The sequence below is a fragment of the Enterobacter genomosp. O genome, assembly GCF_001022965.1.
GTDB classification, from domain to species: domain Bacteria; phylum Pseudomonadota; class Gammaproteobacteria; order Enterobacterales; family Enterobacteriaceae; genus Enterobacter; species Enterobacter cloacae_L.
In genome coordinates, this window is record NZ_LECZ01000018.1 from 62,855 (window position 1) to 81,660 (window position 18,806).

Annotated in this window: 18 protein-coding genes and 1 tRNA gene; 7 read left to right on the plus strand and 12 right to left on the minus strand. The window is 55.4% G+C overall.

Translation table 11 applies throughout. The annotated features are described in order from the left end of the window. Window positions 1-120: 120 nt before the first annotated feature. Window positions 121-450, minus strand: a complete 330-nt coding sequence (gene trxA / locus ABR39_RS01420; RefSeq protein WP_006179218.1) for a thioredoxin TrxA — start codon at window positions 448-450, stop codon at window positions 121-123. Between the two features lie 144 nt (window positions 451-594). Here trxA and rhlB point away from each other — a divergent pair, with 144 nt between their 5' ends. Continuing rightward, on the plus strand, window positions 595-1,863 hold the full coding sequence (gene rhlB / locus ABR39_RS01425) for an ATP-dependent RNA helicase RhlB (protein ID WP_047345477.1): 1,269 nt from the start codon (window positions 595-597) through the stop codon (window positions 1,861-1,863). 6 nt (window positions 1,864-1,869) lie between these two features. After that, window positions 1,870-3,354, plus strand: a complete 1,485-nt coding sequence (gppA, locus tag ABR39_RS01430) for a guanosine-5'-triphosphate,3'-diphosphate diphosphatase (RefSeq protein WP_047345478.1) — start codon at window positions 1,870-1,872, stop codon at window positions 3,352-3,354. Between the two features lie 57 nt (window positions 3,355-3,411). Here gppA and rep read toward each other — a convergent pair whose 3' ends face one another. Then, window positions 3,412-5,436: a DNA helicase Rep gene (rep, locus tag ABR39_RS01435; protein ID WP_047345479.1), complete on the minus strand. Its 2,025-nt coding sequence runs from the start codon at window positions 5,434-5,436 to the stop codon at window positions 3,412-3,414. A gap of 112 nt (window positions 5,437-5,548) precedes the next feature. On the opposite strand from rep, the gene ppiC (ABR39_RS01440) reads away from it, so the two are divergent. Together ppiC (ABR39_RS01440) and ppiC (ABR39_RS01445) are read left to right on the plus strand one after the other, a co-directional pair. Continuing rightward, window positions 5,549-5,830 carry a peptidylprolyl isomerase PpiC gene (gene ppiC / locus ABR39_RS01440; RefSeq protein ID WP_047345480.1) on the plus strand — a complete coding sequence of 94 codons (282 nt, stop codon included), beginning with the start codon at window positions 5,549-5,551 and terminating at the stop codon, window positions 5,828-5,830. Between the two features lie 50 nt (window positions 5,831-5,880). Next, window positions 5,881-6,162 (plus strand): peptidylprolyl isomerase PpiC, encoded by a 282-nt coding sequence (gene ppiC, locus ABR39_RS01445; RefSeq protein ID WP_023309650.1) that lies wholly within the window; start codon window positions 5,881-5,883, stop codon window positions 6,160-6,162. 95 nt (window positions 6,163-6,257) lie between these two features. Here ppiC (ABR39_RS01445) and ilvC read toward each other — a convergent pair whose 3' ends face one another. Beyond that, window positions 6,258-7,733 (minus strand): ketol-acid reductoisomerase, encoded by a 1,476-nt coding sequence (gene ilvC, locus ABR39_RS01450; protein WP_047345481.1) that lies wholly within the window; start codon window positions 7,731-7,733, stop codon window positions 6,258-6,260. 152 nt (window positions 7,734-7,885) lie between these two features. Between ilvC and ilvY the strand changes: the two genes are divergently transcribed. Further along, window positions 7,886-8,776, plus strand: coding sequence for an HTH-type transcriptional activator IlvY (ilvY, locus tag ABR39_RS01455; protein ID WP_047345482.1), 891 nt, complete (start codon window positions 7,886-7,888; stop codon window positions 8,774-8,776). Between the two features lie 18 nt (window positions 8,777-8,794). Here the strand turns inward: ilvY and ilvA are convergent, their stop codons facing one another. From ilvA to ilvL, 7 genes are all read right to left on the minus strand, one after another. After that, window positions 8,795-10,339, minus strand: coding sequence for a threonine ammonia-lyase, biosynthetic (gene ilvA / locus ABR39_RS01460; RefSeq protein WP_123138600.1), 1,545 nt, complete (start codon window positions 10,337-10,339; stop codon window positions 8,795-8,797). A gap of 2 nt (window positions 10,340-10,341) precedes the next feature. Then, window positions 10,342-12,192: a dihydroxy-acid dehydratase gene (gene ilvD, locus ABR39_RS01465; protein WP_047345484.1), complete on the minus strand. Its 1,851-nt coding sequence runs from the start codon at window positions 12,190-12,192 to the stop codon at window positions 10,342-10,344. Window positions 12,193-12,252: 60 nt separating this feature from the next. Then, the gene (ilvE, locus tag ABR39_RS01470) at window positions 12,253-13,182 is read right to left on the minus strand and encodes a branched-chain-amino-acid transaminase (protein WP_023326297.1); all 930 of its coding nucleotides are present in this window, start codon (window positions 13,180-13,182) and stop codon (window positions 12,253-12,255) included. An 18-nt stretch (window positions 13,183-13,200) separates the two neighbouring features. Then, entirely contained in the window at window positions 13,201-13,464 is a 264-nt protein-coding gene (gene ilvM, locus ABR39_RS01475; protein ID WP_003860184.1) for an acetolactate synthase 2 small subunit, read from the minus strand. Continuing rightward, entirely contained in the window at window positions 13,461-15,107 is a 1,647-nt protein-coding gene (gene ilvG / locus ABR39_RS01480; RefSeq protein WP_047345485.1) for an acetolactate synthase 2 catalytic subunit, read from the minus strand. Before ilvG ends, ilvM begins: the two co-directional genes overlap by 4 nt. A gap of 2 nt (window positions 15,108-15,109) precedes the next feature. Then, the gene (ilvX, locus tag ABR39_RS26070; RefSeq protein WP_166792073.1) at window positions 15,110-15,160 is read right to left on the minus strand and encodes a peptide IlvX; all 51 of its coding nucleotides are present in this window, start codon (window positions 15,158-15,160) and stop codon (window positions 15,110-15,112) included. A gap of 86 nt (window positions 15,161-15,246) precedes the next feature. Continuing rightward, the gene (gene ilvL / locus ABR39_RS24555; RefSeq protein WP_001311244.1) at window positions 15,247-15,345 is read right to left on the minus strand and encodes an ilv operon leader peptide; all 99 of its coding nucleotides are present in this window, start codon (window positions 15,343-15,345) and stop codon (window positions 15,247-15,249) included. 340 nt (window positions 15,346-15,685) lie between these two features. Here ilvL and ABR39_RS01485 point away from each other — a divergent pair, with 340 nt between their 5' ends. Then, a complete protein-coding gene (locus ABR39_RS01485) occupies window positions 15,686-17,206 on the plus strand; it encodes a YifB family Mg chelatase-like AAA ATPase (protein WP_047345486.1) in 1,521 nt (506 codons plus the stop codon). A gap of 25 nt (window positions 17,207-17,231) precedes the next feature. Here ABR39_RS01485 and ABR39_RS01490 read toward each other — a convergent pair whose 3' ends face one another. Continuing rightward, the gene (locus ABR39_RS01490) at window positions 17,232-17,570 is read right to left on the minus strand and encodes a DUF413 domain-containing protein (RefSeq protein WP_008501577.1); all 339 of its coding nucleotides are present in this window, start codon (window positions 17,568-17,570) and stop codon (window positions 17,232-17,234) included. 118 nt (window positions 17,571-17,688) lie between these two features. On the opposite strand from ABR39_RS01490, the gene hdfR reads away from it, so the two are divergent. Continuing rightward, window positions 17,689-18,510: an HTH-type transcriptional regulator HdfR gene (hdfR, locus tag ABR39_RS01495; protein WP_047345487.1), complete on the plus strand. Its 822-nt coding sequence runs from the start codon at window positions 17,689-17,691 to the stop codon at window positions 18,508-18,510. Window positions 18,511-18,608: 98 nt separating this feature from the next. Here the strand turns inward: hdfR and ABR39_RS01500 are convergent. Further along, window positions 18,609-18,684 (minus strand) — tRNA-Trp (locus tag ABR39_RS01500). Window positions 18,685-18,806 lie beyond the last annotated feature (122 nt).

Here is an 18,806-nt window from a genome sequence, read left to right on the forward strand (position 1 = left end):
AAGATTCAAACAACAAGATATGTTTAAAACGAAGTCATAGCTAACTTAGCACGACTTCAGCCGGGCGTCCAGAGTTCCACATCATTTAGCCAGATGCTCTGGACGCACAGCGGAGAAACCTTACGCCAGGTTAGCGTCCAGGAACTCTTTCAGTTGACCTTTGGACAGCGCGCCCACTTTGGTCGCCGCCACTTCGCCGTTTTTGAACAGCAGCAGGGTCGGGATGCCGCGGATACCGTATTTTGGCGCGGTGCCCGGGTTCTGGTCGATGTTCAGCTTGGCAACGGTCAGTTTGCCCTGATATTCGTCGGCGATCTCATCCAGAATCGGGGCGATCATTTTGCAAGGACCACACCATTCAGCCCAGAAATCGACGAGGATCAGCCCGTCAGCCTTAAGTACGTCCGTGTCAAAACTGTCGTCAGTCAGGTGAATAATTTTATCGCTCATATATAACTCCACAGGAATAAGCCTGGTACGTTGGTTTTGTCTCCACCAACGACGTGTTGATGTCGCATTAACCAACTAAAGGTTGACTTTATTTCACCGGATACGCTTTCGTAAAGCAATAGTAAGCTGATATTCTACCACACTATGAGCAAAACACATTTAACAGAACAGAAGTTTTCCGACTTCGCCCTGCACGCAAAGGTAATCGAAGCCCTTGAAAATAAAGGGTTTCATAACTGCACGCCCATTCAGGCCCTCGCGCTGCCGCTGACGCTGGCCGGTCGCGATGTTGCCGGGCAGGCGCAAACCGGTACCGGCAAAACGATGGCGTTTTTGACGTCAACGTTTCATTATTTACTTTCTCACCCAGCGATTGCAGACCGCAAAGTTAACCAGCCGCGCGCGCTAATTATGGCCCCGACGCGAGAACTGGCGGTACAGATCCACGCAGACGCTGAACCCCTGGCGCAGGCTACCGGCCTGAAGCTTGGCCTGGCCTATGGCGGCGATGGCTACGATAAGCAGCTGAAAGTGCTGGAAAGCGGTGTGGATATCCTGATCGGTACCACCGGCCGTCTTATTGATTACGCCAAACAGAACCACATTAACCTCGGCGCAATCCAGGTTGTGGTGCTCGATGAAGCTGACCGTATGTACGATCTGGGCTTCATTAAAGACATCCGCTGGCTGTTCCGCCGTATGCCTCCGGCTAATCAGCGTCTGAATATGCTGTTCTCTGCAACCCTCTCGTACCGCGTTCGCGAACTGGCGTTCGAACAGATGAACAACGCCGAATATGTAGAAGTGGAACCTGAGCAGAAAACGGGTCACCGCATTAAAGAAGAGCTCTTCTATCCTTCTAATGAAGAGAAAATGCGTCTGCTGCAAACGCTGATTGAAGAAGAGTGGCCAGACCGCGCCATTATCTTCGCAAACACCAAACACCGTTGTGAAGACATCTGGGGCCATCTGGCGGCAGACGGTCACCGTGTTGGCCTGTTGACCGGCGACGTGGCGCAGAAAAAACGCCTGCGTATTCTCGAAGAGTTTACCCGTGGCGATCTCGATATTCTGGTCGCAACCGACGTGGCAGCACGTGGTTTGCACATTCCAGCCGTGACGCATGTGTTTAACTATGACCTGCCAGACGACTGCGAAGACTATGTACACCGTATCGGTCGTACCGGTCGTGCGGGCGCAAGCGGTCACTCTATTAGCCTTGCGTGTGAAGAGTATGCGCTGAATCTTCCAGCCATTGAGACTTACATCGGTCACTCTATTCCGCAGAGCAAATACAACCCGGAAGCGCTGTTAAGCGAACTGCCGCCGCCTAAGCGTCTTACCCGCCCACGCTCCGGCAATGGTCCGCGTCGTTCAGGCGGCGCACCGCGTAATCGTCGTCGTTCAGGTTAAGAAAATATGCTCAGCTCCACCTCGCTTTATGCAGCAATCGATCTCGGCTCGAATAGTTTTCATATGCTGGTTGTGCGCGAGGTGGCAGGAAGCATACAAACGCTGACGCGCATTAAGCGCAAGGTCCGCCTCGCGGCGGGCCTGAGCAGCGACAATTACCTCTCACCTGAAGCCATGGAACGTGGCTGGCAGTGTCTGCGACTCTTTGCTGAGCGTCTGCAGGATATCCCTCATGCCCAAATCACCGTCGTCGCCACCGCGACGCTCCGACTGGCGGTCAACGCCGTAGATTTCATTGCCAGAGCGCAGGAAATTCTGGGCTGTCCGGTTCAGGTTATCAGCGGTGAAGAAGAAGCTCGCCTGATTTATCAGGGTGTTGCGCACACCACGGGGGGAGACGATCGCCGCCTGGTGGTGGATATCGGCGGTGCCAGCACAGAACTGGTTACCGGTACCGGCGCGCAGGCGACGTCGCTGTTCAGCCTGTCAATGGGCTGCGTGACCTGGCTTGAGCGCTACTTTGCTGACCGAAATCTGGGTAAAGAGAACTTCGACGAGGCAGAACATGCCGCGCGCGAGGTGTTACGTCCCGTCATGGATGAACTGCGCTATCACGGCTGGAAAGTCTGCGTGGGTGCGTCGGGGACCGTGCAGGCCCTGCAGGAAATCATGATGGCGCAGGGAATGGACGAGCGGATTACGCTTGCCAAACTTCATCAGCTGAAACAGCGCGCCATTCAGTGTGGACGGCTGGAAGAGCTGGAAATTGAAGGTCTGACGCTTGAACGCGCGCTGGTCTTCCCGAGCGGGCTGGCCATTCTGATTGCGATTTTCACCGAGCTCAACATCACCTGTATGACGCTGGCTGGCGGCGCGCTGCGCGAAGGCCTGGTTTATGGGATGTTGCATCTGTCGGTCGATCAGGACATTCGCAGCCGCACCCTGCGCAACGTGCAGCGCCGTTTTCTGGTTGATATCGAGCAGGCCGGTCGCGTGGCGCAGCTGGCGTCTCGCTTCGCCGATCGGGTCGCTAACGTCTGGGATCTCGACCATCTGAGCCGCGATTTGTTGCTAAGCGCCTGTGCGCTCCACGAAGTGGGGTTGAGCATAGATTTTAAGCAGGCACCTGCTCACGCAGCGTATCTGGTGCGTAATCTTGATTTACCGGGCTATACGCCCGCACAGAAAAAATTGCTGGCAACGCTGCTGCTGAACCAGACCAATGCCGTTGATCTCTCCTCTTTGCATCAGCAAAACGCCGTACCGCCGCGCGTGGCCGAGCACATGTGCCGCCTGCTGCGTCTGGCCATCCTGTTTGCCAGCCGTCGTCGCGATGATTTGCTCCCTGCTATCAGCCTGGTGGCCGACGACGAAAAACTGTCTCTGACGCTGCCGGAAAACTGGATTGATAAACACCCGCTTGGGGCAGAGATGATCGAGCAGGAGTGCCAGTGGCAAAGCTATGTGCACTGGGTGTTGGAAGTAAAGTAAGATAGTAAAAAATGCCGGGTGGCGCTGCGCTTACCCGGCCTACAAGTCCCTCCGGACTTATCCTTTCTCTTTGGCTTTTGCCAGCATGGCGCGAATATTCGCCACGTTAGCCTGTCCCTTGTGCATACGCTCTTCAGCGGTAATCACTTTGCGCTCCTGTTCCCAAATCAGGTCATCCTGCGGCAGTTCCAGCAGGAAACGGCTCGGCTCCGGGCGCACCAGTTCACCGTACTGACGGCGCTCTTTACACAGCGTGAACGTCAGCTCTTTCTGCGCGCGGGTGATCCCCACATAGGCCAGACGGCGCTCCTCGTCGACGTTGTCTTCATCTATGCTGCTCTGGTGCGGTAATAATCCCTCTTCCATGCCGACCAGATACACATACGGGAATTCCAGACCTTTGGACGCATGCAGCGTCATCAGCTGAACCTGATCGGCCTCTTCTTCGCTCTCGCCGCGCTCCATCATATCGCGCAGGGTAAAGCGGGTGACCACCTGCGTCAGGGTCATGGGTTCGTCGATTTCAGAGCCTTCCAGCATTTCAGTCATCCAGCTAAAGAGCTGGTTAACGTTTTTCATGCGCATCTCGGCCGCTTTCGGGCTGGCCGAGGTTTCGTATAGCCACGACTCGTAGTCGATACCGTGGATCAGATCGCGAACGGCGGCAATGGGTTCGCGCTCTGCCAGACGCTGCACTTCGCCAAGCCAGTGGGTGAATCGCGTTAACGAATCATACCCACGTCCGCTTAAGGTCTGGCTCAGCCCCATGTCGAAGCTGGCGGTGAACAGGCTTTTGTTACGCGTCATTGCCCATTCCCCGAGCTTTTGCAGCGTCGCCGGGCCAATCTCACGTTTTGGCGTATTCACAATGCGCAGAAACGCGCTGTCGTCGTCCGGGTTAGTGAGTACGCGCAGATAGGCCAGCAGGTCTTTGATTTCAGGCCGAGAGAAGAACGAGGTACCGCCGGAAATTTTGTACGGAATGCGGTTCTGCATCAGCATCTTTTCAAAGACGCGCGACTGGTGATTACCGCGATAGAGGATCGCGTAATCCTTATATTCGGTTTTATTGACGAAGTGGTGAGCAATAAGTTCGCCCGTGACGCGCTCCGCTTCATGCTCTTCATTGTTGGCGCTGAGGACTTTCAGCTCCGTCCCGTAGCCCAACTCGGAGAACAGGCGCTTCTCAAACACGTGCGGGTTGTTGGCGATCAGGATATTTGCCGCCTTCAGGATGCGCCCCGATGAGCGGTAGTTCTGCTCGAGCTTAATCACCTGCAGCGCCGGAAAATCTTTGCTCAGCAGTACCAGGTTTTGCGGGCGCGCGCCGCGCCAGGAGTAAATTGACTGGTCGTCATCGCCAACCACGGTGAAACGCGCGCGCTGCCCCACCAGCAGCTTAACAAGCTCGTACTGGCTGGTGTTGGTATCCTGATATTCATCCACCAGCAGGTAGCGGATTTTATTCTGCCAGCGCTCGCGCACCTCTCCATTGCGCTGCAGCAGCAGCGTGGGCAGCAGGATCAGGTCGTCAAAGTCCAGCACGTTACACGCTTTCATATGCGCATCGTATAGACCATAGCAGTGGGCGAAGATCCGATCCCGTTCGCCTTTGGCGATCGCCGCGGCCTGGGCCGGCGTCATCAGATCGTTTTTCCAGTTGGAGATCGTCGAGATCAGCTGCTGCAACAGCACCTTATCATCTTCGATCAGTCCCTCGGTGAGCTCTTTGAGTAGCGCCACCTGGTCGGTGTCATCGAAGAGCGAGAAGTTGGACTTCATTCCCAGAGCCGCATATTCACGTTTGATGATATCCAGCCCCAGCGTGTGGAACGTTGAGATCATCAGGCCGCGCGCCTCTTTACGCCCCAGCGTCTGGCCGACACGCTCTTTCATCTCACGCGCCGCTTTATTGGTAAAGGTCACTGCCGCAATGTGCCGGGCCTGATAGCCACAGCCGCGGATCAGGTGCGCAATTTTGTTGGTGATTACGCGGGTTTTACCCGAACCGGCCCCTGCCAGCACCAGGCATGGTCCAGTAACGAATTCGACCGCTTGTTGTTGTCCAGGGTTTAAACGCATGGGATGGTTGCTCAATCTTCGAACGGGGTGTGGATTGTAGCAGAAAGCCGGACGCAGATTTACCGGCTAATGATAAAGTGGAGAAATCGCGATTAACCCGTAGAGCAGAACCATGAAAAAGACCGCAGCAGCCCTGCATATTCTGGTAAAAGAAGAGAAACTGGCTCGGGAGATCCTGACCAAGCTCGAACGCGGCATCAGCTTTGATCATCTGGCAAAGCGCTACTCAAAATGCCCGTCCGGGCGCAATGGAGGGGATCTCGGAGAATTTCAACAAGGTGCGATGGTCGGCCCATTCGATCAGGCGGTCTTTAGCTGCCCTCTGCTGAAGCCCTACGGCCCGGTAAAAACCAAATTTGGCTACCATATCATTAAGGTGCTTTATCGCCGCTGACGCGTGGTATATTGCGCCCCGATTTATTTCAACCTATTCAAGGCACGATCATGGCAAAAACAGCAGCAGCAGTGCATATCCTCGTTAAAGAAGAGAAACTGGCTTTAGATCTTCTGGAGCAGATTAAAAACGGTGCTGACTTCGGCAAACTGGCGAAAAAGCACTCCATCTGCCCGTCAGGCAAACGCGGCGGTGACCTGGGCGAATTCCGCCAGGGCCAGATGGTTCCGGCGTTCGATAAAGTGGTGTTCTCCTGCCCGGTGCTGGAGCCAACCGGCCCGCTGCATACCCAGTTCGGATACCACATTATCAAAGTGCTGTATCGGAAATAAACAGCAAGGCCTTCTCAAAGAGAAGGCCTTTAATGTTTGCACCCTCTCCCTGTGGGAGAGGGTCGGGGTGAGGGCATCAGCCCGCACCTGCGGTGTTAACCCGCTACTGCAATACGCTTCATATCGGTCATGTAACCGCGCAGTTTGTGACCCACTTTCTCGATCTGGTGGCCGCGAATTGCTTCGTTCACATCGCGCAGCTGCGCGTTATCCACGGCACCTTCCGCAATTGCCTTGCCCAGATCGCCGGTCTGCAGGGTGGTCATAAACTCTTTCAGCAGCGGTACGCAGGCGTAAGAGAACAGGTAGTTACCGTATTCTGCGGTATCAGAGATAACCACGTTCATTTCATACAGACGCTTACGGGCGATGGTGTTCGCGATCAGCGGCAGCTCGTGCAGCGATTCATAGTACGCAGATTCTTCGATGATGCCGGAATCCACCATGGTTTCGAACGCCAGCTCAACGCCTGCTTTCACCATCGCGATCATCAGTACGCCTTTATCGAAGTACTCCTGCTCGCCGATTTTACCTTCATATTGCGGTGCGGTTTCGAACGCGGTTTTACCGGTCTCTTCACGCCAGGTCAGCAGTTTCTTATCGTCGTTCGCCCAGTCCGCCATCATGCCGGAAGAGAACTCGCCGGAGATAATGTCGTCCATGTGTTTCTGGAACAGCGGCGCCATGATGGTTTTCAGCTGTTCGGACAGCGCGTAAGCACGCAGTTTTGCCGGGTTGGACAGACGGTCCATCATCAGGGTGATGCCGCCCTGCTTCAGCGCTTCGGTGATGGTTTCCCAGCCGAATTGAATGAGTTTTTCCGCGTAGGCCGGGTCGGTACCTTCTGCCACCAGCTTGTCGAAGCACAGCAGAGAGCCCGCCTGCAGCATGCCGCACAGAATGGTCTGCTCGCCCATCAGGTCAGATTTCACTTCTGCAACGAAGGAAGATTCCAGTACGCCCGCACGGTGGCCGCCGGTCGCCGCTGCCCATGCTTTGGCAATGGCCATACCTTCGCCTTTTGGATCGTTTTCCGGGTGAACGGCGATCAGGGTCGGCACGCCGAAGCCACGCTTGTACTCTTCACGCACTTCCGTACCCGGACATTTCGGTGCCACCATCACTACGGTGATGTCTTTACGGATCTGCTCGCCCACTTCAACGATGTTGAAGCCGTGTGAGTAACCCAGCGCCGCGCCGTCTTTCATCAGCGGCTGTACGGAACGTACAACGTCAGAGTGCTGTTTGTCTGGCGTTAGGTTAACCACCAAATCCGCCTGCGGGATCAGCTCTTCGTAGGTGCCCACTTTGAAGCCGTTTTCGGTCGCTTTACGCCAGGAGGCACGCTTCTCAGCAATCGCTTCTTTGCGCAGAGCGTAGGAGATATCCAGACCGGAGTCACGCATGTTCAGGCCCTGGTTCAGACCCTGTGCGCCACAGCCGACGATGACCACTTTTTTACCCTGAAGGTAGCTTGCGCCATCGGCAAATTCGTCGCGCGCCATGAAGCGGCATTTGCCCAGCTGCGCCAGCTGCTGGCGCAAGTTCAGTGTATTAAAGTAGTTAGCCATGGGTGATACCTCGTGATGTTGTGTGTCTTATTGTTCGGTTCGCGTTTCAGCGAGAATGTACCCACATTACAACAGGAAATTTATTGCGGAAATTGATATATTCACAACGTCATATTGCAATTTTTGCAATGTAAAAAGAGGGAGTGGAGTCGGTGGATTTACGCGATCTGAAAATGTTCCTGCACCTGGCGGAAAGCCGCCATTTTGGCCGCAGCGCCCGGGCGATGCACGTGAGTCCTTCCACGCTTTCACGCCAGATCCAGCGCCTTGAGGAAGACCTCGGCCAGCCGCTGTTCGTGCGTGATAACCGCACCGTTACGCTCACGGAAGCGGGTGAAGAACTGCGCATTTTTGCCCAGCAGACGTTGCTGCAGTATCAGCAGCTGCGGCACTCTATCGATCAGCAGGGGCCATCACTCTCCGGTGAACTGCATATTTTCTGCTCCGTGACCGCCGCCTATAGCCATCTGCCGCCCATTCTTGACCGCTTCCGCGCGGCACACCCGTCGGTTGAAATTAAACTCACCACCGGCGATGCCGCCGACGCAATGGAAAAAGTGGTCACGGGCGAGGCGGATCTCGCCATTGCCGGGAAACCCGAAACTCTGCCGGGCGCAGTGGCGTTCTCCATGCTGGAGAATCTGGCTGTGGTGCTGATCGCGCCGGCGCTGCCCTGCCCGGTGCGTAATCAGGTATCGGTGGAAAAGCCGGACTGGTCGACGGTGCCGTTTATCATGGCCGATCAGGGGCCGGTACGTCGACGCATCGAGCTGTGGTTCCGTCGGCAGAAAATCAGCAATCCGTCGATTTACGCCACGGTCAGTGGCCATGAGGCGATGGTGTCGATGGTGGCGCTCGGCTGCGGCGTGGCGCTGCTGCCGGAAGTGGTGCTGGAAAACAGCCCGGAGCCGGTGCGCAATCGCGTGATGATTCTCGATCGCAGCGACGAGAAGACGCCGTTCGAACTTGGCGTATGCGCACAAAAAAAGCGGCTGCATGAGCCGCTTATTGATGCGTTCTGGAAGATATTGCCAAACCATTAAAGCCGGGTGGCGCTGCGCTTAGCCTGCCAGGAAGAAACGGAACGCCGGGTTATGGGTTTCATCGTGACACTCATAGCCCAGTTCGTTCAACCGCGTTTCAAAATCAGGCTCGTGCTCGCCCAATTCGAACGCCGCCAGCACGCGGCCGTAATCGGTACCGTGGCTGCGGTAGTGGAACAGGGAGATGTTCCAGTGCGTGCCCAGCGTATGCAGGAACTTGAGCAACGCACCCGGCGATTCCGGGAACTCAAAGCTGAACAGGCGTTCCTGGAGCGGCTTCGATGGACGGCCGCCTACCATGTAGCGCACGTGCAGCTTCGCCATCTCATCGTCGGAAAGATCCACCACGCTATAGCCACCGTTGTGCAGCAGGCTAAGGATCTCTTTACGTTCCTCCAGGCCACGGCTTAAACGCACGCCGACAAAAATGCAGGCGTCTTTGGCATCGGCGAAACGGTAGTTAAATTCCGTCACCGAACGGCCGCCCAGCAGCTGGCAGAACTTGAGGAAACTACCCTTCTCTTCCGGGATGGTCACCGCCAGCAGCGCTTCACGCTGTTCTCCCAGTTCACAGCGCTCGGAAACGTAGCGCAGGCCGTGGAAGTTGACGTTAGCCCCTGAAAGCACGTGCGCCAGGCGCTCGCCGCGAATGTTGTGCTGCGCGATGTATTTTTTCATCCCCGCCAGCGCCAGCGCGCCGGACGGTTCCGCCACCGCACGCACATCCTCGAACAGATCTTTCATTGCCGCGCAGATGGCATCGCTGTCGACGGTGACGATGTCGTCAAGATACTCCTGGCACAGGCGGAAGGTTTCGTCACCAATGCGTTTCACCGCCACGCCCTCGGCAAACAGCCCGACGCGCGGCAGGTCTACAGGATGCCCGGCATCCAGCGCCGCCTTCAGGCAGGCGGAGTCTTCCGCCTCAACGGCAATGACTTTGATCTGCGGCATCAGCTGTTTGATCAGCACCGCCACGCCTGCCGCAAGGCCGCCACCGCCAACCGGGACGAATACGCGGTCGAGATGGGCGTCCTGCTGCAGCAGCTCAAGCGCCAGGGTACCTTGTCCTGCAATCACCATCGGATGATCGAACGGCGGCACCCAGGTAAAACCCTGCTGCTGCGCCAGTTCAATCGCTTTGGCTTTCGCTTCGTCAAAATTGGCGCCGTGAAGCAGTACTTCACCGCCGAAGCCACGCACCGCATCGACTTTGATATCCGCCGTCGCAACAGGCATCACGATCAGCGCTTTCAGCCCCAGACGGGCAGAGGAGAACGCCACGCCCTGAGCGTGATTGCCCGCCGACGCGGTAATGACGCCGCGGGCTTTTTGCTCGTCGGTCAGCCCGGCCATCATCGCGTAGGCTCCGCGCAGCTTGAAGCTGTGCACCGGCTGGCGGTCTTCGCGCTTCACCAGAATCACGTTATCGAGGCGCGAAGAGAGTTTTTCCATTTTCTGCAGGGGCGTGACCTGCACGGCTTCATAGACCGGCGCGCGCAGCACCGCCCGGAGATATTCCGCCCCCTCAGGGGCGGCGGATAAGGGTTGCGACTCGGCCATCATTAGCCCCCAAGTTTAGATTTATCGCGCACCGCGCCTTTATCTGCACTGGTGGCAAGGCTCGCGTAAGCGCGCAGGGCGAAGGAGACTTCACGCTGGCGATCTTTCGGCGTCCAGGCTTTGTCGCCGCGCGCTTCCTGCGCTTCACGACGGGCTGCAATCTCCTGGTCGCTCAGCTTCAGCTGAATACCACGATTCGGAATGTCGATTTCGATCAGGTCGCCATCTTCGATGATCGCGATGTTGCCGCCGCTTGCCGCTTCTGGCGAGACGTGGCCGATGGAGAGACCGGAGGTCCCGCCGGAGAAACGACCGTCGGTGATCAGCGCGCAGGCTTTACCGAGGCCCATCGATTTCAGGAAGGTGGTTGGGTAGAGCATCTCCTGCATGCCCGGGCCGCCCTTTGGCCCTTCGTAGCGGATGACAACCACGTCGCCTTCCACCACTTTGCCACCGAGGATAGCGTCCACCGCGTCGTCCTGGCTTTCGTACACTTTTGCCGGGCCGGTGAATTTCAGGATGCTGTCATCCACGCCTGCGGTTTTTACGATGCAGCCGTTTTCGGCAAAGTTACCGTACAGAACGGCCAGACCGCCGTCTTTGCTGTAGGCATGTTCAAGAGAGCGAATGCAGCCCTCGGCGCGGTCATCGTCCAGGGTGTCCCAGCGACAGTCCTGAGAGAACGCCTGAGTGGTTCGAATGCCCGCCGGGCCCGCGCGGAACATCTTTTTCACCGCGTCGTCTTTGGTCAGCATCACGTCGTATTGGTCCAGCGACTCCGGCAGCGTCAGGCCGAGCACGTTTTTCACGTCACGGTTCAACAGCCCGGCGCGATCCAGCTCGCCAAGAATACCCAGCACGCCACCGGCACGGTGAACGTCTTCCATATGATATTTCTGGGTGCTTGGCGCGACCTTACACAACTGCGGCACTTTGCGGGACAGCTTGTCGATGTCGCTCATGGTGAAGTCGATTTCGGCTTCCTGCGCGGCGGCCAGCAGGTGCAGAACGGTATTGGTGGAGCCGCCCATGGCGATATCCAGCGTCATGGCGTTCTCAAACGCGGCTTTACTGGCGATGTTGCGCGGCAGCGCGCTGGCGTCGTCCTGCTCGTAGTAACGCTTGGTCAGCTCAACGATGCGTTTGCCGGCGTTAAGGAACAGCTGCTTACGGTCTGCGTGGGTCGCCAGCAGCGAGCCGTTGCCCGGCTGAGAAAGACCCAGCGCTTCGGTCAGGCAGTTCATGGAGTTGGCGGTAAACATACCGGAACAGGAGCCACAGGTCGGACACGCGGAGCGCTCAACCTGGTCGCTCTGCTCGTCAGAGACTTTCGGGTCCGCGCCCTGGATCATCGCATCGACCAGGTCGAGCTTGATGATTTTGTCGGAAAGCTTGGTTTTACCTGCTTCCATCGGACCACCGGAAACGAAGATCACCGGAATGTTCAGGCGCAGGGAGGCCATCAGCATCCCCGGGGTGATTTTATCGCAGTTGGAGATACAAACCATCGCATCAGCGCAGTGGGCGTTAACCATGTACTCAACCGAGTCGGCGATCAGTTCGCGCGACGGCAGTGAATAGAGCATGCCCCCGTGACCCATCGCGATACCGTCATCCACCGCAATGGTGTTGAACTCTTTCGCCACACCACCGGACGCTTCGATTTGCTCGGCAACCAGCTTACCAAGATCGCGCAGGTGCACGTGGCCCGGCACAAACTGGGTGAAGGAGTTCACCACGGCGATAATAGGCTTGCCGAAATCGGCGTCGGTCATCCCGGTGGCGCGCCACAGCGCGCGGGCACCGGCCATGTTGCGGCCGTGGGTGGTGGTGGCGGAACGATACTTAGGCATGCTTTATTTACTCCCGTCTGACTGTTCAATGGGACGGTGCGTGCCGTCCCAAATTTATATTTAGTGATTAACCTGATCCAACCAACCGTATTTGTCTTCTGTTTCGCCCGTAAAGAGGCCGAAGAAGGCTTGCTGAATGCGTTTGGTAACCGGACCACAGCGGCCTTCACCCACCTGAATGCCGTCTACGCTGCGAACCGGCGTGATTTCAGCGGCGGTACCGGACATAAAGACTTCATCCGCCAGGTAGAGGGATTCACGGGACAGAACCTGCTCGCGCACTTCAATACCCAGATCTTTTGCCAGCTTGATGATGGCGTCACGGGTGATGCCCGGCAGCGCGGACGAGGTGAACGGCGGCGTGAACAGAATGCCGTCTTTCACTTCAAACAGGTTTTCACCTGCACCTTCGGAGATGTAGCCATTCACATCGAGCGCGATACCTTCCTGGTAGCCGTGACGGCGCGCTTCGCTACCGACCAGCAGGGAAGAGAGGTAGTTACCGCCCGCTTTAGCGGCGGTTGGAATAGTATTTGGCGCAACGCGGTTCCAGGAAGAGACCATTGCGTCGATCCCCTGCTCCAGAGCTTCTGCACCCAGGTAGGCACCCCACGGGAACGCGGCAATGATCACATCGGTGTTGTAACCGGCTGGCGGGTTCACGCCCATGCCGACATCACCCACGAAGACCAGCGGACGAATATAGGCGCTGGTCAGATTGTTTTTACGAATGACATCGCGGCAGGCTTCCATCAGCTCATCAACGCTTTGAGAAACCGGGAAACGATAAATTTTGGCTGAGTCATGCAGACGCTGCATGTGTTCGCGATGGCGGAACACCACTGGTCCTTTGTGAGAGTCGTAGCAACGGATGCCTTCAAACACGGAGGTACCGTAGTGCAGCGCGTGGGACATCACGTGAACCTTCGCGTCCTCCCAGCGAACCATCTCACCATTGAACCAAATGTAATCAGCTTTTTTTGTCGTCATTTTCTCTTCCTGTCACGCTTAAGCGCGGATTTGTTGTGATGTGGTTGTGCTCTGGCAGATGGCAACATGGGCAACGTCTACCAGCTTTGATAACTGACTAAACAGTAAGTCGACCGGCCGCGGGCTGGCAACGGTTAATTCAATACTGATGTTTTGTGCATCGGTGGCCGTCTCCATATTCATAGAGCAAATCTGAAAGCCACGATGACGGACCACGCGCAAAACGCGTTCTAATGTTTCCGGGTTGAAGCGAGCCTGCACGGCAACCTGATGTTGCATCATGATAATTTCTCCAGCATTTGTGAGTTACTGGCACCTGGCGGTACCAACGGCCAGACATTCTCAAGCTCGTCGATTGAGACATGAAGCAGGTAAGGCCCTTCGCTTGACAGCATGGTGTCGAGTGCCGCTTCAACCTGGTCTTTACGGGTGATGTGCTGGCCGGGGATACCAAACGCATTGGCCAACATGAGGAAATCGGGGTTATCGGTGAGGGTGGTTTCGCTGTAACGCTCCTGGAAAAACAGCTGCTGCCACTGGCGAACCATCCCTAAACGCTGGTTATCGAGCAACACGATTTTCAGCGGTAACTGCTTGCGCTTCACGGTGCCCAACTCCTGCACGTTCATCATGAAGGAGCCGTCACCGGAGATACAGATAACCGTATCGTTCGGGCGGGCAACCTGCGCGCCGACGGCAGCAGGTAAGCCGAAGCCCATCGTGCCTAATCCGCTGGAGGTGATGAAATTTTCCGGACGGGTATAGGTCATGTGCTGTGCTGACCACATCTGGTGTTGCCCCACATCCGTCGTCACCACGCTGTTTGCCGGTTTACGATCGGACAACTGCTTCAACAGCAGCGGTGCGTAGATGGCATCGCCAGGATGGTCGTAACGCCATGCGTGTTCAGCGCGCATCTCTGCGGTGTGCTGACGCCACGCGTTGATATCCAGCGGCTGCTGCAGTGCCGGTAACAGCGCATTGAGATCGCCCTGCAAGGCGACATGCACCTGACGCAATTTGTTCATCTCCGCCGGGTCGATATCCATATGGATGACTTTGGCGTTCGGCGCAAAGGTATTCAGCTTGCCGGTAACGCGATCGTCAAAACGGGCGCCTACGGCGATGAGCAGATCGCACTCCTGCACCGCCAGGTTTGCCGCTTTGGTGCCGTGCATCCCCAGCATGCCCAGATAGTATGGGTAGTTCGCGTCTACCGCACCCAACCCTTTCAGCGTGCAGGTGGCAGGCATTTGCGTCACCGCGATAAATTCACGCAGGGCGGGAACGGCCTGCGCCATGCCTACGCCACCACCGACGTACAGCATTGGCTGTTTCGCCTGCGATATCATCTGACGCGCCTCTTCAACTTCCGCATGCGGAAACGCATCGTCGCTTTCAACGGTGGAGAAGTGCGGTTCCAGATCGCCGAGAGCTACCTGGATATCTTTCGGGATATCAACCAGAACCGGGCCGGGGCGGCCAGAGCTCGCAACCTCAAATGCTTCAGCCATTACGCGCGGCAATTCTTCCAGAGACTGGACGAGGAAGCTGTGTTTGGTGCAGGCCAGCGATAAGCCGATTACGTCGACTTCCTGGAAAGCATCGGTACCGATGAACGAAGACGCAACCTGACCGGTGATGGCAACAACGGGAACGGAATCCAGCAACGCATCAGCCAGGCCGGTGATCAGGTTAGTTGCCCCGGGGCCGGAGGTGGCCATGCAAACGCCGGTTTTACCGGTGGCGCGCGCATAACCGATCGCCGCCATCGCTGCGCCCTGCTCGTGTCGGCACAACAGGTGCTCCACGCCGCCGTCATACAGTGCATCGTAAATCGGCATAATTGCGCCACCTGGATAACCGAATACTGTTTCGACTCCCTGCGCGCGCAACGCATGTACTACCCACTGTGCCCCATTCATAGTTAGTTCCCCGTCATAAATCGGGAGAAACAGAATTTTGTGCTAGTCGTCATTCTCTGCTCCTCATTTGCGTTTTTTAGTCATAAAAAAACCCCCGGACCTTTCGGTGCGGGGGTCTTAGTTCGTTAAGGCTTGATTTCTAAGCCTTTCCTCGTCCAAGTGCAGCCCCGCACGGTGGGATAATAATCACCACCACGCTAATCACGACCAGGCTAATCACTCGTAGAAGGGCTGTCATTTTCAGTTCTTTTTGCATCTTGTTCGAAGGAATACCTAAAGAGTTATCACAGTTTTTAAATCAAACACAAGATTTATTTATGACCACTTTGGTTAGCTTGCGAAGCATATCTTTAAAAATCATTGTCTTATATGAAAAAAATAGATGGTGAATATTTTTCATTTTTTTCGGCATACAGGAGGCATCAAAACGAGGAAGTTTTTTTCTGCGATGAGGCTTCCATTAAGAGGAAATGATTACATATTGCCGCTTAAAGTCTGGAACAGCAGCCGTAAATCACAAAAATCGGACTAAAAATGTGAAAGCGACACTGGCATAGTCGAGCCCCGAGGAGGTGCTTATGTCACTGTCAGTTGTTTATACCCGCGCGGCTATTGGAGTAAAAGCACCGCTTATTTCCGTAGAGGTTCACCTGAGTAACGGACTTCCAGGATTAACGCTTGTCGGCTTGCCGGAGACAACGGTGAAAGAAGCCAGAGATCGGGTCCGCAGCGCTATTATCAATAGCGGTTATACCTTCCCGGCAAAGAAGATCACTATCAACCTCGCACCTGCGGATCTGCCCAAAGAGGGAGGACGATATGATTTACCTATCGCTATTGCGCTTCTCGCGGCCTCTGACCAGCTTAATACGTCCAGGCTAGGCTCGTATGAGTTCATCGGTGAACTGGCGCTTACAGGTGCATTGAGAGGCGTTCCTGGCGCCATCTCAGGTGCGCTGGAAGCCATTCATGCCGGTAGAGAAATCATTCTTGCCAATGAAAATGGTGCTGAAGTGAGCCTGATAGCCGAGAAAGGATGCCTTATCGCCGGGCATTTGCAGGAGGTTTGTGCGCACCTTGAAGGGCGACATGCGTTGTCAGAGCCCGAGGAAGCGGAAGATATCATTCCTGAAAGTCCCGACGATCTCAGCGATATCATCGGTCAGGAGCAGGGAAAGCGAGCGCTGGAGATCACCGCCGCCGGCGGGCATAACCTGTTGCTTATTGGTCCGCCGGGTACAGGAAAAACAATGCTGGCGAGCAGGCTGAATGGATTACTCCCTCCACTCAACAACCATGAAGCACTGGAAAGCGCTGCGATATTGAGTCTGGTGAGTTCAGTGTCGTTGCAAAAGCAGTGGCGACGTCGCCCTTTCCGCTCTCCGCACCACAGCGCTTCACTGACGGCCATGGTTGGGGGAGGCTCTATTCCGGGGCCGGGAGAGATCTCACTGGCTCATAACGGTATCTTGTTTCTTGATGAGCTTCCTGAGTTTGAGCGGCGCGTGCTGGATGCCCTAAGGGAGCCCATCGAATCCGGTGAGATCCATATCTCACGTACCCGAGCCAAAATAAGCTATCCCGCGCAGTTTCAGTTGGTTGCGGCAATGAACCCCAGCCCATCGGGGCATTATCAGGGGAATCACAACCGCTGTACGCCAGAGCAGACGCTGCGATATCTGGGGAAGTTATCGGGCCCTTTCCTGGATCGTTTCGATTTATCCCTGGAGATCCCTTTACCTCCTCCCGGCCTGCTCAGCCAGAGCAGTGTCAGAGGGGAGAGTACGGTAGAGGTTCGCGACCGGGTTATCGCTGCTCAGGCCCGGCAGTATATGCGGCAAAATAAACTGAATGCCCGCTTGGATAATGCTGAGATCCGGCAGTTTTGCCAGCTAAAGGATGAGGACGCAAAGTGGCTGGAAGAAACATTGACGCGCTTTGGGCTCTCTATTCGCGCGTGGCAGCGTCTCTTAAAAGTGGCCCGTACTATCGCCGATGTAGAAAAGTGCCATGAAATTGAGAGACAACATCTGCAGGAAGCGTTGAGCTATCGGGCTATCGATCGTTTGCTTGTGCACCTGCAAAAGTTACTGGCGTAAAAAAGGGGCCGTAGCCCCTTTTTTATTAGTCGTCAGACTCGGTGTAATCTTCTGCACCTTCCATCTGCGGCTTACCGCCAGACAGCGTATGGAAACGCTTTGGACGCTTAATGCGCGCCATGTACTTGATCCATACACGTTCTGCTTCAGATTGTGGCTCACGCTCACCACGGCACACGGAGACAAACTGCTTTTCATCTTCAGTTGCAGGCTCACGTTTACCCAGATCCAGCTCGTTAAAGGCATAACCATGACGCTCAAGCAGCTGCGCCTCTTTGATGGTGAAATCGCCGTGACGAGAGAACCCGCGCGGATAATGTTTATTGTCGAAAAAACGATTAGTCGTCGTAAAGCTTTCCGCCATCCTACACGCTCCTAATTCTTTGGCCGAGCTATTTATGGCGCGGAGTATTAGTTACGCTTGACAGAGTGTAAAACAAAACATTTAAATCATAACGACAAATAATTTTGCGGAGAAAGATGTGGATACGGAATTGCTAAAAACTTTCCTTGAAGTGAGCAGAACACGCCACTTTGGGCGAGCAGCTGAAGCCCTTTACCTGACGCAGTCAGCGGTCAGTTTTCGTATTCGACAGCTGGAAAATCAATTGGGTGTGAATCTTTTTACCCGCCATCGCAACAACATCCGCTTAACGCCTGCCGGTGAGAAACTGCTCCCGTACGCAGAAACGCTGATGAATACCTGGCAGGCAGCACGCAAAGAGGTTGCACATACGTCCAGGCACAATGAGTTTTCGATAGGGGCCAGTGCTTCCTTGTGGGAATGTATGCTAAGTCAGTGGCTTACCCGGCTGTATCATTCTCATGGTCATTTGCAATTTGAAGCCAGAATTGCGCAACGGCAGTCGCTGGTTAAGCAACTTCATGAGCGCCAGCTTGATCTTTTGATCACGACTGAAGCCCCAAAGATGGATGAATTCAGCAGCCAGATTGTTGGCCAGTTTGGCCTGGCTCTCTATGCCTCTGAACCTTCAATGATGAAGAGTGACCTGACCTATTTGCGCCTGGAATGGGGGCCCGATTTTCAGCAGCATGAGACGGGATTGATTGCCCCTGATGATGTTCCGCAGTTAACGACCAGCTCTGCGGAGATCGCCTGTCAGCAGCTGTCCTTGTTGAAGGGTTGTACCTGGTTACCTGTTCGCTGGGCAGATAATAAAGCTGGGCTGCATACCGTGATGGATTCCACCACGCTTACCAGGCCGCTGTATGCGATTTGGCTGCAAAACAGTGATAAGCAATCGCAGATAAAAGATTTGTTAAAAATCAATGTAATGGATTGATACATCAGCCAGCAGGAATGCTGGCTGAAAAGTAAGAAGAGAGGTTTTTACAGTATTGCAGGCAAAAAAAATCCTTTGCCGAAGCAAAGGATTATATATGGCAGGGGCGGAGAGACTCGAACTCGCGACACCCGGTTTTGGAGACCGGTGCTCTACCAACTGAGCTACGCCCCTAAAGTTTTTTGCCATCAAGCCTGCCAATTAGGCAGGCTTGATGTCTTAATAAGTGGCGGAACGGACGGGACTCGAACCCGCGACCCCCTGCGTGACAGGCAGGTATTCTAACCGACTGAACT

What these genes read in the sequence shown, in the direction of transcription:
- ilvD (WP_047345484.1), bottom strand. Translation starts at nt 12,192, where the DNA reads ATGCCTAAGTATCGTTCCGCCACCACCACCCACGGCCGCAACATGGCC.
- rhlB (WP_047345477.1), top strand. Translation starts at nt 595, where the DNA reads ATGAGCAAAACACATTTAACAGAACAGAAGTTTTCCGACTTCGCCCTG.
- ABR39_RS01485 (WP_047345486.1), top strand. Translation starts at nt 15,686, where the DNA reads ATGTCACTGTCAGTTGTTTATACCCGCGCGGCTATTGGAGTAAAAGCA.
- ilvM (WP_003860184.1), bottom strand. Translation starts at nt 13,464, where the DNA reads ATGATGCAACATCAGGTTGCCGTGCAGGCTCGCTTCAACCCGGAAACA.
- trxA (WP_006179218.1), bottom strand. Translation starts at nt 450, where the DNA reads ATGAGCGATAAAATTATTCACCTGACTGACGACAGTTTTGACACGGAC.
- ppiC (WP_023309650.1), top strand. Translation starts at nt 5,881, where the DNA reads ATGGCAAAAACAGCAGCAGCAGTGCATATCCTCGTTAAAGAAGAGAAA.
- ilvE (WP_023326297.1), bottom strand. Translation starts at nt 13,182, where the DNA reads ATGACGACAAAAAAAGCTGATTACATTTGGTTCAATGGTGAGATGGTT.
- ilvL (WP_001311244.1), bottom strand. Translation starts at nt 15,345, where the DNA reads ATGACAGCCCTTCTACGAGTGATTAGCCTGGTCGTGATTAGCGTGGTG.
- gppA (WP_047345478.1), top strand. Translation starts at nt 1,870, where the DNA reads ATGCTCAGCTCCACCTCGCTTTATGCAGCAATCGATCTCGGCTCGAAT.
- ilvA (WP_123138600.1), bottom strand. Translation starts at nt 10,339, where the DNA reads ATGGCCGAGTCGCAACCCTTATCCGCCGCCCCTGAGGGGGCGGAATAT.
- ppiC (WP_047345480.1), top strand. Translation starts at nt 5,549, where the DNA reads ATGAAAAAGACCGCAGCAGCCCTGCATATTCTGGTAAAAGAAGAGAAA.
- ABR39_RS01490 (WP_008501577.1), bottom strand. Translation starts at nt 17,570, where the DNA reads ATGGCGGAAAGCTTTACGACGACTAATCGTTTTTTCGACAATAAACAT.
- ilvG (WP_047345485.1), bottom strand. Translation starts at nt 15,107, where the DNA reads ATGAATGGGGCACAGTGGGTAGTACATGCGTTGCGCGCGCAGGGAGTC.
- rep (WP_047345479.1), bottom strand. Translation starts at nt 5,436, where the DNA reads ATGCGTTTAAACCCTGGACAACAACAAGCGGTCGAATTCGTTACTGGA.
- ilvC (WP_047345481.1), bottom strand. Translation starts at nt 7,733, where the DNA reads ATGGCTAACTACTTTAATACACTGAACTTGCGCCAGCAGCTGGCGCAG.